Below are 13,009 nucleotides of genomic sequence, written 5' to 3' on the forward strand. Positions count from 1 at the left end.
GCCTTTGAATCGAAGGCGAGGGATCGCAGGTCTCGACTGAAACTCAGGTCGCTTTGTCGCTTGTCCGCGGCGCCGCGTAAGCAGCCAGGAACACCGGCACGGCACGGTCGACGCATTGATCGATCTCGCTGGCTGAGATGGCGTCGCCAAATTGCAGCGAGCGGCGATAAGCGATCTCGGATTCAAGCAGCGCCAACAGGTGATGCGCTGCCACAGCCGGATTGGCGGCATGCAGGCGGCCAGCTTTGGTCGCGGCGTCGATATAGCGGGTGAACGCCTCGACCGCTTTGCCAGGGCCCGCGTCGTAGAAAATCCGCCCGAGATTGCCGATCCGGCCGTGCGCCACCGCAAGGCGGTGGGCCGTGGTGGCGTCCTCGGCCAGCACGCGATGCAGTAGTTTCTTGCCGAACTCGTTAAGCACACGCTCCGGATCGTCGGTGGCGCGCGCCTCGAGATCTTCGTACATGCCGCGGATCTGCTTGCCGGCGACGCGCAGCGCGACGTGCACGAACAGCTCTTCCTTGGACGGGAAGTAGCCATACAGCGTCGCCTTCGAGCCCCCGAGCCTGCTGGCGATTTCCGACATCGAGGCGCCGTCGAGGCCGCGTTCTTTGAACACCTCGACCGCGGTGTCGAGGATCGCGTCCCGCTTGGCTTCCGTCCGAACCCTGACCATCGCTCTCCGTCACCTCGCCAATTCGCCCGGCATCCTCCGCAATCATACTGAACGTACGGTCATATTGACAGTCCTGCGTCCGAATAATAACCGTACGTTTGGTTTTATTATGAGCCGGCCGACGGTGCTTCCGGCCCGGCTTGGAAAGACGAGACGGCGATGAGAGAGATCGTGGGGTTTCGTGCCGCCATCATCGCGATGGCGCTGATCCTCGGAGCTTGCGACTCCGCAGCTCCCAAGCCCGATCATGGCGCCGCGGAGCCGACGAAACTGCCGCAGCCGGTGATGGTGGTGCCGGTGCGGTTCGAGGAGGGCGCCCGGACGCGGACCTTCGCCGCCACCATCCGCCCCAGCATCGAGAGCGACCTCGGCTTTCGGATCAGCGGCAAGGTGGCGCGGCGGCTGGTGCGGACCGGCGATTTCGTGCGCAGCGGCCAGCCGCTGCTGACGCTCGATACCAATGATCTCCGCCTGCAGCGCGAGCAAGCCGAAGCCGAAGTGAAGGCGGCGCAGTCCAACCTGATTCAGGCCGAGGCAGACGAAGGCCGCGCGACCGATCTGCAGAGCAAGGGTTGGATGGCGAACGCCGCGCTGCAGAAGGCGCACGCCACCGCCGAGGAGGCGCGCAGCCGGCTCGTCCGCGCGCAGCGTGCGCTCGATCTCGCCGGGCACGCGCTCGACTACGCGACGCTCGAAGCCGATGCGGACGGGGTGATCACCGCGACGCCGATCGAGCCGGGACAAGTCATCAGCGCCGGACAGGCCGCGGTCCGTCTGGCGCGGCTGTCGGAGCTGGAGGCGGTGGTCGCGCTGCCGGAGAGTTACGTCGAGCGGGTCGGTCGCGCCTCCGCCTCGCTGACGCTGTGGTCGCTGCCCGGCAAGAGCTACGAGGTCCGGCTGCGCGAACTATCCTTTGCGGCCGATCCGGCGACGCGGACCTTCGCGGCGCGCTTCGTCATCCCCGGCGCGGACGACAAGGTGCGGATCGGCATGAGCGCCACGCTGACGCTGCGCGAGCAGGACGAGCGGCGCTTCGCACGGCTGCCGCTGACGGCGATCTACAATCACGGCCGCGGCGCCGCGGTGTTCGTGGTCGCCGACGGCGGCGAATTGCGCGAGCGGCCGGTGACGATCGAGCGCTATGAGGATCGCGATGTGCTGGTGACCTCCGGCGTCAGCGACGGCGAAACCGTCGTCGCGCTCGGTGTCGAAAAGCTCGATCCGGCCTTGACGGTGCGGCCGATCTCCACGCTTTCGCTCAGCTCGGCGGGCAAGTGATGCAGCGGCCCAATCTCTCCGCATGGGCGGTGGCGCATCCGTCCTTGATGCTGTTTCTGATCCTGATGATCAGTGTCGCCGGTCTGCTGTCGTATCAGCGTCTCGGCCGCGCCGAGGATCCGTCCTACACCATCAAGGTCGCGGTGGTGACGGCGACATGGCCCGGCGCGACGGCCGAAGAGATGCAGCTTCAGGTCGCGGACCGGATCGAGAAGAAGCTGCAGGAACTACCCTGGTTCGACAAGGTCACGACCTATTCGAAGCCCGGCTTCACCGCGGCGCAGATGGAGTTTCGCGACACCACGCCGCCGGCGCAAACCCCTTGGCTGTTCTATCTGATCCGCAAGAAGATGGCCGACGTGAAGCCGGACCTGCCCGACGGGGTGGCCGGGCCGGAGGTCAACGACGAATACGGCGACGTCGACTCGATCGTCTACACGCTGCGCTCCGACAGCGCCGACTACGCGGTGCTGAAGCGGATGGCGGAGCAGGTGCGGCAGCGGCTGCTGAAAGTGCCGAACGTCTCCAAGGTGACGATCTATGGCACCCAGGACGAGCGCATCTTCGTCGATTTCGACCACGTCAAGCTCGCCAATCTCGGCATCGCGCCGCGCACGATCTTCGACAGCCTCGCCAAGCAGAACGATCTTGCGCCGGTCGGCATGGTGCAGACCCAGTCGACCCGGATTCCGCTGCGCGTCTCCGGTGCGTTCGACGGCGTTCGCGCGGTGGAAGAAACCCCGATCGCCTCCAACGGCACGGTGATCAGGCTCGGCGACATCGCCACCGTGTCGCGCGGCTTCATCGATCCGCCGCAGTTTCTGGTCCGGCAGCGCGGCGTTCCGGCGCTGGCGATCGGCATCGTGATGCGCAAAGGCGCCAACATCCTGGAGCTCGGTGCGGACGTCGAAGCGTCGATGGCCGAGGTCGAACGCGCCACGCCGGTCGGCGTCACCTTCGAGCGGATCGCTAATCAGCCCGCGGTCGTCCGCGATGCGGTCGGCGACTTCATGCGTTCGTTCGTCGAGGCGCTGGCGATCGTGTTGTTCGTCAGTTTCGTATCGCTCGGCTGGCGCGTCGGCATCGTGGTCGCGACCTCGGTGCCGCTGGTGCTCGGCATCGTGTTCACGCTGATGTTGACGATGGGCATCGATCTGCACCGGATTTCGCTCGGCGCGCTGATCATCGCGCTCGGCCTGCTCGTCGACGACGCCATCATTGCGGTCGAGATGATGGTGGTGAAGATGGAGCAGGGCTTCGATCGGGCGCGCGCCGCCTCGTTCGCCTGGGAATCCACCGCATTTCCGATGCTCACCGGCACGCTGGTCACCGCGGCGGGCTTTTTGCCAGTCGGCATGGCGGCGAGCGGCACCGGCGAATATGCCGGCAGCATTTTCTGGGTGGTCGGCATTGCGCTGCTGGCGTCGTGGGCTGTGGCGGTGATCCTGACGCCGTATCTCGGTTTCGTTTTGCTGCCGCACTCGCTGAGCACCGGGACCGCGCACGCGGTCTATGACAACGGCCTGTATCGCCGCTTTCGCAGCGTCGTCACCTGGTGCATCCATCACCGCCTGATTGTGATCGGTATCACCATCGCGGCGTTCGCGATCTCGATCGTCGGCTTCGGCAAGATCCAGCGGCAGTTCTTCCCGACCTCCGATCGCACCGAGCTGTTTGTCGAATTGCGGCTGCCGGGCGGCAGCGGGATCGAGGCGACGCTCGCCAATGCCCAGCAAGCCGAAGCGCTGGTCGCAGGTGATGACGACGTCGTCACCTGGAGCACCTATGTGGGCAAAGGCCCGCCGCGCTTCCTGCTCAACGTCAATCCCGAACTGCCGAACGAGTCCTACGGCGAACTCGTCATCGTCACCAAGGACAGCGCCGCGCGCGAGCGGGTGAAGCGCAAGATCGAGCAGGCCGTCGCCGATGGCGCGATCGCCGGCGCGCGGGTGCGGGTGAAGCGGCTGGCCTATGGTCCGCCGATCAAGTTTCCGGTGCAGTTTCGGGTGATCGGCGAGGACCCCAACACGGTGCGGTCGATCGCCTACCAGGTCCGCGACATCATGCGCGGCAATCCGAACGTGATCGAGCCACAGCTCGATTGGAACGAGCAGATGCCCTCGGTGCGTTTGGTGGTCGATCAGGATCGGGCGCGGGCGCTCGGGCTCGATCCGCAGACGATCTCGCAGACCTTGCAGATGCTGATGACGGGCGCGCCGGTGACCACCGTGCGTGACCGGACCGAGAAGGTCGTGGTGGTGGCGCGGGCGATCGCGGCGCAGCGCAACGATCTCGGCGCCATCGACGATCTCACCGTGCTGTCGCGCAATGGCGTGCCGGTGCCGCTGTCGCAGATCGCCGAGATCCGCGAAGGCCACGAGGAGGCGATCCAGTGGCGGCGCGACCGCGACATGGCGATCACCGTGCGCAGCGATGTGCGGGATGGCGTGCAGGCGCCGTTCGTCTCGTCGGTGGTGTGGGGCGCGCTGGCCGATCTGCGCCAGCACCTGCCGGCCGGTTACCGGATCGAACTCGGCGGGGCGATCGAGGATTCGTCGAAAGCCAACGGTGCGTTGTTCGCGGTGGTGCCGGCCATGCTGGTGGTGATGCTGACGGTGCTGATGCTCCAGTTGCAGAGCTTCGCCAAGCTGGTGCTGGTGTTGCTGACAGCGCCGCTCGGCCTGATCGGCGCCTGCGCCGGGCTATTGCTATTCGGCAAGCCGTTCGGCTTCGTGGCGCTGCTCGGACTGATCGCGCTCGCCGGCATGATCATCCGCAATTCGGTGATCCTGGTCGACCAGATCGAGCAGGACATCGCGGCGGGGCATCCGCGCGAGGAGGCGATCGTCGGCGCCACCGTCCGCCGCGCGCGGCCGGTAGTCCTGACCGCACTCAGTGCCGTGCTGGCGATGATCCCGCTGACGCGGTCGAGCTTCTGGGGCCCGATGGCGGTCGCGATCATGGGCGGATTGCTGGTCGCCACCGTGCTGACGCTGCTGTTCCTGCCGGCGCTGTACGCGGCGTGGTTCTGCCGCGATCCGGCCTCGACATCATCGCTGCGGCAACGCCTCGGCGGGCTCCTGGAGGCGGCTCGCGCCCGGTTCAGCTCATCGCTCCCGGCGATCCTGCGCCGGCGCGCGGAATCTGGACGCTGACTGCTCTCCGCCGCGCGGGGAGGGCGGGTGCCAGAACGGGCTGGAAAACGCCGGATTCCCGGGCTACCAGCAGCCTTGACGCCGCCCGCCAATCCGCCGACATACTGAATTATGCAGCTTCATCAGCCACATCGCTTCTCCGTCGCGCCGATGATGGAGTGGACCGACAGCCCCTGTCGGGTCTTCCATCGGCTGCTGACCAAGCGCGCTTTGCTCTACACCGAGATGGTCACCACCGGAGCAGTGATCCACGGTGACCGGCAGCGGCTGCTCGGCTTCGATGCGAGTGAACATCCGCTGGCGCTGCAGCTCGGCGGCTCCAATCCGAACGACCTCGCCACCTCGGCGAAGATCGGCGAGGACTTCGGCTACGACGAGATCAACATCAACGTCGGCTGTCCGTCCGATCGGGTGAAGGAGGGCCGGTTCGGCGCCTGCCTGATGGCGGAGCCGGAGCTGGTCGCCGAGGGCGTCGCCGCGATGAAGCGGGCCGTCTCTGTGCCGGTGACGGTGAAGTGCCGGATCGGGATCGACGATCAGGATCCCGAAGTCGCGCTCGATGCGCTGGCGCGGGCGGTGGTCGCAGCCGGCGCCGACGCGCTGATCGTGCACGCCCGCAAGGCGTGGCTGAACGGGCTGTCGCCGAAAGAGAACCGCCACATCCCGCCGCTCGATTACGACCGGGTGTATCGGCTGAAGCAGGCGATGCCGCAGGTGCCGATCATCATCAACGGTGGCATCGGCAGCATCGCGGAAGCCAAGCGGCATCTCGAGCACGTCGACGGCGTCATGCTCGGCCGTGCCGCCTATCAGGAGCCGTGGCGGCTGCTCGAGGTCGATCCGGAGCTGTTCGGCGAGCCGGCGCCTTATGCCTCGATGAAGGAGGCACTCGAAGCGCTGATCCCGTATATCGCGCGCCAGCTCGCGCAAGGCCTGCGGCTCCACGCGATCACCCGCCACGTCATCGGCGCGTATCAGGGCGTGCCCGGCGCGCGCGCGTTCCGCCGCTATCTGTCCGAATTTGGCGTCAAACCCGATGCCGACGCCAGCGTGCTGTTGAAGGCGATGGTGGCGGTGACGGAGCGGGCGACGGAAGCTGCCTGAGCTATCAAGCAAACAGGCTAACTACGCGATCGCGCGAAGCCCCTTGGCTTTGACCAAATTGAGCAGTTTCAGCGATGGCCCGTCGGGACGCTTTTCGCCACGTTCCCACTTGCTCACCGCGTCTTTTCGCACATTGAGATAGCTCGCGAACACCGGTTGCGACACCTGCTCGCGCTCCCTCAGTGCTTTGATTCCTCGGGCGCCATTGGCTCGACCGGCGTCAGGCACAGCTCGTCGAACTCGCGCATCGTCGCTTTATCGATGACGTTGGCGCGGGCCAGGCCAAAGGCGGTCTTGTGGACCGTCGCAAGGATGCCGCTCTCACGTTTGCGGATAGGCTTTGTCATCTCTGTCTCGTGACTTCCGAGAATGACGCGGTGCTTAGGCGACCATGATCAAGGAAACTGACCGGCGGCGCAATGATTCCGCTCGTCGATGCCCTGGTTGAGGGGGAGGAGACCGGCAGTTTCGACGGACCGGCTACGGATACCCGCGCAGCCGGAGTTGGTCGGCGCGGACTTCCCAGCTTTCGAGGCGGTCGAGGAAGCTCATCCCGAGCAGGTTGGTCTTCATCTGGCCGCGCGGCACCACCAGGGCCGGGACCGAGCGCTCGACCAGTTTGCCGATCGCCAGGCTGTCGAGCGACAGCCGCGCGGCGCGGGTGTGGCCGCCGGCGGTTTCCAGTTCGACGTTGAAGTTCAGCAGTTCGAGCGGCAGGCCCGCCGCCTTGGCGGTCTCGTAAGTGAGCACCACCGAGGTCGCACCGGTGTCGATCACCATCGGCGCCGAAACGCCGTTGACCTTGGCGCTGACCGCGAACTCGCCGCCGGTGCCGCGTGGGATTTCGACCATGCGCGAACTGGCCGCTTCGGCCGCCGCCGTGGCGGCAGCGACGCGCTTCTTCAGCATCGTCGACATCGCATCACCGGCCGCGGAAATCCGCTTCGGGTCGCCATAGGCGACCACCGCGCCGGCGGTCCCGATCAGCACCATGAGCACCAGCAGAATGCGGCTCATGACGCACCTGAGTTAAAGCGCGTTACGCGGGCGTGTCCGTCGCCGAGGCGCGGCGCCGGCGGGGCTGCGGCACATCCATGCCGGCGTCGGCCATCCGCTGCGGCAGGCCGGCCATGATGGCGAGCCGTTCGGCACTGGCCATTCGCGGCCAGCGCGCGATCTCCGGCATGGTGCGGCCACAACCGTAGCAGAGGTTGGTCTGCGGATTGATCATGCAGACCGCGATGCAGGGCGTTTCGATGCTCATGTCGGATGGTGGCTGACATTGGTCGCCTCCCGCAAGTCCCGATCTTACAACCCGGTGCCGGCGTTCATGATCGGCTGCCGGCGCGCGCGGGCGGTCTCGGAGGTGGTGACCGAGTCCGGCTGCAGCGGCGGCGCCTCATCGGCGAGCGGCGCCAGCGCCGACATCACCCGCTCGGGCGGGAAGGTGACGATCACTTCGGTGCCGATCCGCAGTTTGGATTTCAGCGTGAAGGTGCCGCCGTGCATGTCGATCAGGCTCTTGGCGATCGGCAGGCCGAGGCCGGCGCCCTGTTCGGCGGATTTGATCGAGTTGGAACCTTGGCCGAACGAGGCCAGCACGATCGGGATCTCCTCCTCGGGAATGCCGGAGCCGGTGTCCTTGACGCTGAGGTACTGGCCGCCGGAGGCCGTCCAGCCGGCCTTCAGCCAGATCTCGCCGCCCTGCGGGGTGAACTTGATCGCGTTCGACAACAGGTTGAGCACCACCTGACGCACCGCGCGCTCGTCGCCCCAGATCCGCGGCATGCCCTGTTCGAACACTTCATGGATGGTGATGCCGCGGCTGGAGGCGCGCAGCTTGAGCAGGTGGTGACAATCGGTCACCACATGCACCAGCGAGATCGCTTCCTCGTTCAGCTCGTAGCGGCCGGCTTCGATCCGCGACAGGTCGAGGATCTCGTTGATCAGGTTGAGCAGGTGGACGCCGGAATTGTGGATGTCGGCCGAGTAGTCTTTGTAGGCCGGCACCGCATGGGCGCCGAAGATCTCGCTCTTCATCACTTCCGAAAAACCCAGAATGGCGTTGAGCGGCGTGCGTAGCTCGTGGCTCATCTGCGCCAGAAAGCGCGACTTGGCGACGTTGGCGGCCTCGGCGCGATGCCGGGCCTCGTCGGAGATCGCCTTGGACTGTTCGAGCTCGGCGATCAGCACGTCCTTCTCGGCGCGCGCCTGCAGCGTCGCCAGCGTCGTCGAGTGCAGCCGGTGGGCGAGCAGGGCGAAGTAGCCTTCCGCCGCGACGGTGAGCGCCGCCAGCACGTATTTGTCGAACGAGCCGCTGAGCGCGAAGTTGACCGCGATCGCGGCGGTTACCGGCATCGTCGCGGCCAGCGCGGCGATCGGCAGGCTCGCCGCCAGCATCGACGACACCGCCACCACCAGCAGCATCAGGAACATCAGAAGCGTGCTGGAGACGACGTTGAGTTCGGTCGGGTGGATCAGGATTGCGGTCCACGCCAGGCCGTACAGCAGGTCGAGCAGGATAAAGCGCCGCCGCCAGGTGCGAGTGCGCGGCACCGAGGCCGGCTCCTGGAGGAAGCGGTTGCAGTTGCGGATCACCACGGCGTGGATGCTGAGCATCGCCACCGTCCACGCGCCCGCCGGCAGCGGGTCCATCCAGATCCCGAACAGCACGCCGGTGACGACCACCAGCAGCATCACCACGTAGGAGGCGGACAGCCGGGTCTCGGCATATTGCCGGACCAGTTCGTGGTCGAAGGCGGGGCGGGTGCCGCTGGTCGAGGTCAGGCGGTCGCGCGCCTCGCGCACCCGCTGTGCCGCCGCGCGCCGGTTGCGCGCCGGCGCGGCCACCGGAGGCTCAGCCGGAAGCTGGAAGACTTCAGGCTTTTCGGCGGACTCACTCATCAACCAACACAAATCCTGCGCGAGAACGCGCGCGGTTTCCCCAGCCTATATCTGGCCACAAATCCTTAAGAGCAGCCTTAGAGGGAAAATTATTCCGGTTAACAGCTGGCTAACAATCGCGGTGAACGAGCCGTGAAAACCGCGATTGCAGCCCTGTTCCGCGCTGGCTCAGCGCTCCAGTCGCGCCAGCAGGCTGGAGGTGTCCCAGCGCCGGCCGCCCATCTTTTCGACCTCGGCGTAGAAAGTGTCGACCAGCGCCGTGACCGGCAGGCTGGCGCCGTTACGGCGCGCTTCGGAAAGACAGATCGACAGATCCTTGCGCATCCATTCGACCGCGAAGCCGAAATCGTATTTGCCGTCGTTCATGGTCTTGTGGCGGTTCTCCATCTGCCACGACTGCGCGGCGCCCTTGGAGATGGTGTCGATCACCGCGTTGACGTCGAGGCCGGCCTTCTTGGCGAAGTGGATGCCTTCCGACAGGCCTTCGACCAGCCCGGCGATGCAGATCTGATTGACCATCTTGGTGAGCTGACCGCTGCCGGCGGGGCCCAGCAGCTTGCACATCCGCGCGTAGGCGGCGATCACCGGCTCGGCCTTGGCGAAGTCCTCCGGCCGGCCACCGCACATCACCGTCAGCACGCCATTCTCGGCGCCGGCCTGGCCACCCGACACCGGCGCGTCGATGAAGTGGAAGCCGGCCTTGCTCGCGGCCGCGTCGAGCTCGCGCGCGACTTCGGCGGAGGCGGTGGTGTGGTCGACGAAGATCGCGCCCTTGCTCATCGCGCCGAACGCGCCGTCGGCACCGGTGGTGACGGCGCGCAGGTCGTCGTCGTTGCCGACGCAGGCCATCACGAAGTCCTGGCCCGCCGCAGCCTCGGCCGGGGTCGGCGCGGCGCGGCCGCCGAATTTCTCGGCCCAGGCCTGGGCTTTCGCGGCCGTGCGATTGTAGACCGTCACCTCATGGCCGCCTTTCGTCACGAGATGTCCGGCCATCGGAAACCCCATGACGCCGAGACCGATGAAAGCGACTTTGGCCATGTCTGGACCCTTCGGTTGCGAGGCGCGAGCCGGTCGCGCCTGATCGAGTGGAGGTGAGGGCGGCCCGCTGCGGGGCACGCGAGGAGGAGGCGTCAGCATAGGCGAGGAGCTTCGCGGAGCAAGTCTGCGATCTCGCTGGAACGTAAGGCGAAGCGATCATCTTGCAGTGCAGCATGGTTCCGCGCTTGGCCGTTTCAGAAGCGAGGGCCGATGGCTAATTCCCGGCTTGAACCGAGCGATGGCATGTGATCGGTGGGCACGCGAAGCGGCAGGAGACTTCCAGTGAGCGTGACCCAGCAACAGATTCTCGACAGCCTGGCCAAGGTGGCGACGCCGCGTGGCGTGCCGCTGACCAAAGCCGGCGTGCTGTCGGAGATCGCCATCACCGACGGCAAGGTGTACTTCTCGATCAACGTCGATGCGGCCGAGGCGCGGGCTTGGGAGAGCGTGCGCAGCGACGCTGAGGCAGCCGTGCGCGGCACGTCCGGCGTGAAGAGCGCGCTGGTGGCGCTGACTGCCGAGCGTCAGCCGGGCAGCGCTCCGGCGCAGCGGCCCGGCGTGGCGCCGGTGTCGGCGCATCGTCCGGCCGGTGCGCCTGGAGCCGGTCTGCCGAAACAGGCGGGCATTCCCGGTGTCGGCGCGATCATCGCCGTCGCATCCGGCAAAGGCGGCGTCGGCAAATCGACCACTGCGCTCAATCTCGCGCTCGGCCTGCGCGACCTCGGCCTCAAGGTCGGGCTGCTCGACGCCGACATCTATGGTCCGTCGGTGCCGCGGCTGACCGGCATCAACGAGAAGCCGCAGCTCGACGACAGCCGCCGGATGATTCCGATCGCGCGGTTCGGCCTGTCGATCATGTCGATCGGCTTCCTGGTCGACGAAGAGGCGGCGATGATCTGGCGCGGTCCGATGGTGATGTCGGCGATCACGCAGATGCTGCGCGACGTCGACTGGGGCAAGCTCGACGTGCTGGTGGTCGACATGCCGCCCGGCACCGGTGACGCGCAGCTGACGCTGGCGCAAACCGTGCCGCTGAAGGGCGCGGTGATCGTGTCGACGCCGCAGGATTTGGCGCTGATCGATGCCCGCCGTGGCCTTGCGATGTTCACCAAGGTGAATGTCCCGGTGATCGGCATCATCGAGAACATGAGTTACTTCCTCTGCCCGGAATGCGGCACCCGGTCAGACGTGTTTGGGCATGGCGGAGCGCGGCACGAAGCCGAGCGACTCGGCGTCCCGTTCCTCGGCGAAATCCCGCTGCATATGGAGATTCGAGCCACTTCGGACGCCGGCCGGCCGGTGGTCGAGAGCGAGCCCAACGGGCCGCATGCGACGATCTATCGCGCGATTGCCGGCAAGGTGCGCGACCGGATCAACAGCCTCGCGACCAATTGATGCGCTGCGAAGTGATCATACCGGCGTCGATGATCGACCACTCAGGAGTGATCGTCGACGCGGCGTGGTGATCACGCTGGAATTTCCGTCTTCGACTTTGGTTGAATCTCAGTTATCTACTCGGTCGCGGCGTTTTATGCGGATCACCATCCGTGTTAGAGACGCTTCGCCACAAACGGCTCCGCGGTTCGCCTTCTTTTGGTCGGGCGCGCATGGAATCCGGGAAAACGCCGGCAACAAGGAGATGCCTTATGAAACGTCGTGACTTTCTGAAAGTGTCAGCTACCGGCGCTGCGGCAGCGGCCGCGGTGGCTTCCCCGGCGATCGCGCAGTCCTCGCCCGAGGTGAAGTGGCGGCTGACCTCCAGCTTCCCGAAGTCGCTCGACACCATCTATGGCGGCGCCGAATATCTGGCGAAGCAGGTCGCCGAGATGACCGACAACAAGTTCCAGATCCAGGTGTTCGCGGCGGGTGAAGTCGTCCCCGGCCTGCAGGCGCTGGATGCCACGTCCAACGGCACCGTCGAGATGTGCCACACCGTGTCGTACTACTACGTCGGCAAGGACCCGACCTTCGCGGTGTTCGCGTCGGTGCCGTTCGGCCTCAACGCCCGTCAGCAGAACTCCTGGCTGTATCAGGGCGGCGGCAACGAGCTCGCCAACGAATTCTACAAGAAGTACGGCCTGGTCGGCTTCCCCTGCGGCAACACCGGCACCCAGATGGGCGGCTGGTTCCGTAAGGAGATCAAGACCGTTGCCGACATGAGCGGCCTGAAGATGCGCATCGGCGGCATTGCCGGTCAGGTGCTGCAGAAGGTCGGCGTGGTGCCGCAGCAGATCGCCGGCGGCGACATCTATCCGGCGCTGGAAAAGGGCACCATCGACGCCGCCGAGTGGGTCGGCCCGTACGACGACGAGAAGCTCGGCTTCCAGAAGGTCGCGAAGTACTACTACTATCCGGGCTTCTGGGAAGGCGGCCCGACGGTGCACGCTTTCACCAACCTCGAGAAGTTCAACCAGCTGCCGAAGAACTATCAGGCGATCCTCGCCAACGCGGCGGTGAACACCAACACCTGGATGAACGCCCGCTACGACCTGCTCAACCCGACCGCGCTGAAGCGGCTGGTGGCCGGCGGCACGCAGCTGCGTCCGTTCTCGAACGAAATCCTCGACGCCTGCCTCAAGGCCACCAACGAGCTGTGGGGCGAAATCTCGGCGAAGAACCCGGACTTCAAGAAGGCGATCGACGCCATGCAGGCGTATCGCTCCGACCAGTACCTGTGGTGGCAGGTCGCGGAGTACACCTTCGACAGCTTCATGATCCGCTCGCGCACCCGCGGCTGATCTGAACGCCTCAAATGAAAAGGCCCGGCCTCCGCGAGGAGGCCGGGCTTTTTTTGTTGTTACCAGTCTTCCTGGTGAGACGGGCGGTCCAGCTTCACCGTCATTGCGAGCGAAGC

Annotated in this window: 10 protein-coding genes and 1 pseudogene; 5 read left to right on the plus strand and 6 right to left on the minus strand. The window is 66.1% G+C overall.

The genetic code is table 11. The annotated features are described in order from the left end of the window. Nucleotides 1–43 precede the first annotated feature (43 nt). Nucleotides 44–676: a TetR/AcrR family transcriptional regulator gene (locus RPPS3_RS09950; protein ID WP_107343928.1), complete on the minus strand. Its 633-nt coding sequence runs from the start codon at nucleotides 674–676 to the stop codon at nucleotides 44–46. A 159-nt stretch (nucleotides 677–835) separates the two neighbouring features. Here RPPS3_RS09950 and RPPS3_RS09955 point away from each other — a divergent pair, with 159 nt between their 5' ends. The 3 genes from RPPS3_RS09955 (at nucleotide 836) to dusA (ending at nucleotide 6,213) form a co-directional block, all read left to right on the plus strand. Further along, the gene (locus RPPS3_RS09955; protein ID WP_107343929.1) at nucleotides 836–1,954 is read left to right on the plus strand and encodes an efflux RND transporter periplasmic adaptor subunit; all 1,119 of its coding nucleotides are present in this window, start codon (nucleotides 836–838) and stop codon (nucleotides 1,952–1,954) included. Next, on the plus strand, nucleotides 1,954–5,109 hold the full coding sequence (locus tag RPPS3_RS09960) for an efflux RND transporter permease subunit (RefSeq protein ID WP_107343930.1): 3,156 nt from the start codon (nucleotides 1,954–1,956) through the stop codon (nucleotides 5,107–5,109). The genes RPPS3_RS09955 and RPPS3_RS09960 overlap by 1 nt, the downstream gene beginning before the upstream one ends. Before the next feature lie 111 nt (nucleotides 5,110–5,220). Further along, nucleotides 5,221–6,213 (plus strand): tRNA dihydrouridine(20/20a) synthase DusA, encoded by a 993-nt coding sequence (gene dusA / locus RPPS3_RS09965; protein ID WP_107343931.1) that lies wholly within the window; start codon nucleotides 5,221–5,223, stop codon nucleotides 6,211–6,213. A gap of 21 nt (nucleotides 6,214–6,234) precedes the next feature. Here dusA and RPPS3_RS09970 read toward each other — a convergent pair. The 5 genes and pseudogenes from RPPS3_RS09970 to RPPS3_RS09990 form a co-directional block, all read right to left on the minus strand. Further along, nucleotides 6,235–6,560 (minus strand): annotated as a pseudogene (locus tag RPPS3_RS09970) (helix-turn-helix domain-containing protein). A 133-nt stretch (nucleotides 6,561–6,693) separates the two neighbouring features. After that, nucleotides 6,694–7,230: a TIGR02281 family clan AA aspartic protease gene (locus RPPS3_RS09975; RefSeq protein ID WP_107343932.1), complete on the minus strand. Its 537-nt coding sequence runs from the start codon at nucleotides 7,228–7,230 to the stop codon at nucleotides 6,694–6,696. Nucleotides 7,231–7,252: 22 nt separating this feature from the next. Beyond that, the gene (locus tag RPPS3_RS09980) at nucleotides 7,253–7,477 is read right to left on the minus strand and encodes a DUF1289 domain-containing protein (protein WP_107343933.1); all 225 of its coding nucleotides are present in this window, start codon (nucleotides 7,475–7,477) and stop codon (nucleotides 7,253–7,255) included. A gap of 44 nt (nucleotides 7,478–7,521) precedes the next feature. Beyond that, the gene (locus tag RPPS3_RS09985) at nucleotides 7,522–9,117 is read right to left on the minus strand and encodes a sensor histidine kinase (RefSeq protein ID WP_107343934.1); all 1,596 of its coding nucleotides are present in this window, start codon (nucleotides 9,115–9,117) and stop codon (nucleotides 7,522–7,524) included. Between the two features lie 168 nt (nucleotides 9,118–9,285). Continuing rightward, nucleotides 9,286–10,155: an NAD(P)-dependent oxidoreductase gene (locus RPPS3_RS09990; protein WP_107343935.1), complete on the minus strand. Its 870-nt coding sequence runs from the start codon at nucleotides 10,153–10,155 to the stop codon at nucleotides 9,286–9,288. 282 nt (nucleotides 10,156–10,437) lie between these two features. Between RPPS3_RS09990 and RPPS3_RS09995 the strand changes: the two genes are divergently transcribed. Both RPPS3_RS09995 and RPPS3_RS10000 read left to right on the plus strand, forming a co-directional pair. Beyond that, a complete protein-coding gene (locus RPPS3_RS09995) occupies nucleotides 10,438–11,550 on the plus strand; it encodes an Mrp/NBP35 family ATP-binding protein (protein WP_107343936.1) in 1,113 nt (370 codons plus the stop codon). Nucleotides 11,551–11,801: 251 nt separating this feature from the next. Further along, nucleotides 11,802–12,893 (plus strand): TRAP transporter substrate-binding protein, encoded by a 1,092-nt coding sequence (locus tag RPPS3_RS10000; RefSeq protein ID WP_107343937.1) that lies wholly within the window; start codon nucleotides 11,802–11,804, stop codon nucleotides 12,891–12,893. The last annotated feature ends 116 nt before the right edge of the window (nucleotides 12,894–13,009 follow it).

Origin of the sequence: Rhodopseudomonas palustris (assembly GCF_003031265.1) — a bacterium.
GTDB lineage: Bacteria > Pseudomonadota > Alphaproteobacteria > Rhizobiales > Xanthobacteraceae > Rhodopseudomonas > Rhodopseudomonas palustris_H.

What these genes read in the sequence shown, in the direction of transcription:
- RPPS3_RS09950 (WP_107343928.1), bottom strand. Translation starts at nt 676, where the DNA reads ATGGTCAGGGTTCGGACGGAAGCCAAGCGGGACGCGATCCTCGACACC.
- RPPS3_RS09955 (WP_107343929.1), top strand. Translation starts at nt 836, where the DNA reads ATGAGAGAGATCGTGGGGTTTCGTGCCGCCATCATCGCGATGGCGCTG.
- RPPS3_RS09960 (WP_107343930.1), top strand. Translation starts at nt 1,954, where the DNA reads ATGCAGCGGCCCAATCTCTCCGCATGGGCGGTGGCGCATCCGTCCTTG.
- dusA (WP_107343931.1), top strand. Translation starts at nt 5,221, where the DNA reads ATGCAGCTTCATCAGCCACATCGCTTCTCCGTCGCGCCGATGATGGAG.
- RPPS3_RS09975 (WP_107343932.1), bottom strand. Translation starts at nt 7,230, where the DNA reads ATGAGCCGCATTCTGCTGGTGCTCATGGTGCTGATCGGGACCGCCGGC.
- RPPS3_RS09980 (WP_107343933.1), bottom strand. Translation starts at nt 7,477, where the DNA reads ATGAGCATCGAAACGCCCTGCATCGCGGTCTGCATGATCAATCCGCAG.
- RPPS3_RS09985 (WP_107343934.1), bottom strand. Translation starts at nt 9,117, where the DNA reads ATGAGTGAGTCCGCCGAAAAGCCTGAAGTCTTCCAGCTTCCGGCTGAG.
- RPPS3_RS09990 (WP_107343935.1), bottom strand. Translation starts at nt 10,155, where the DNA reads ATGGCCAAAGTCGCTTTCATCGGTCTCGGCGTCATGGGGTTTCCGATG.
- RPPS3_RS10000 (WP_107343937.1), top strand. Translation starts at nt 11,802, where the DNA reads ATGAAACGTCGTGACTTTCTGAAAGTGTCAGCTACCGGCGCTGCGGCA.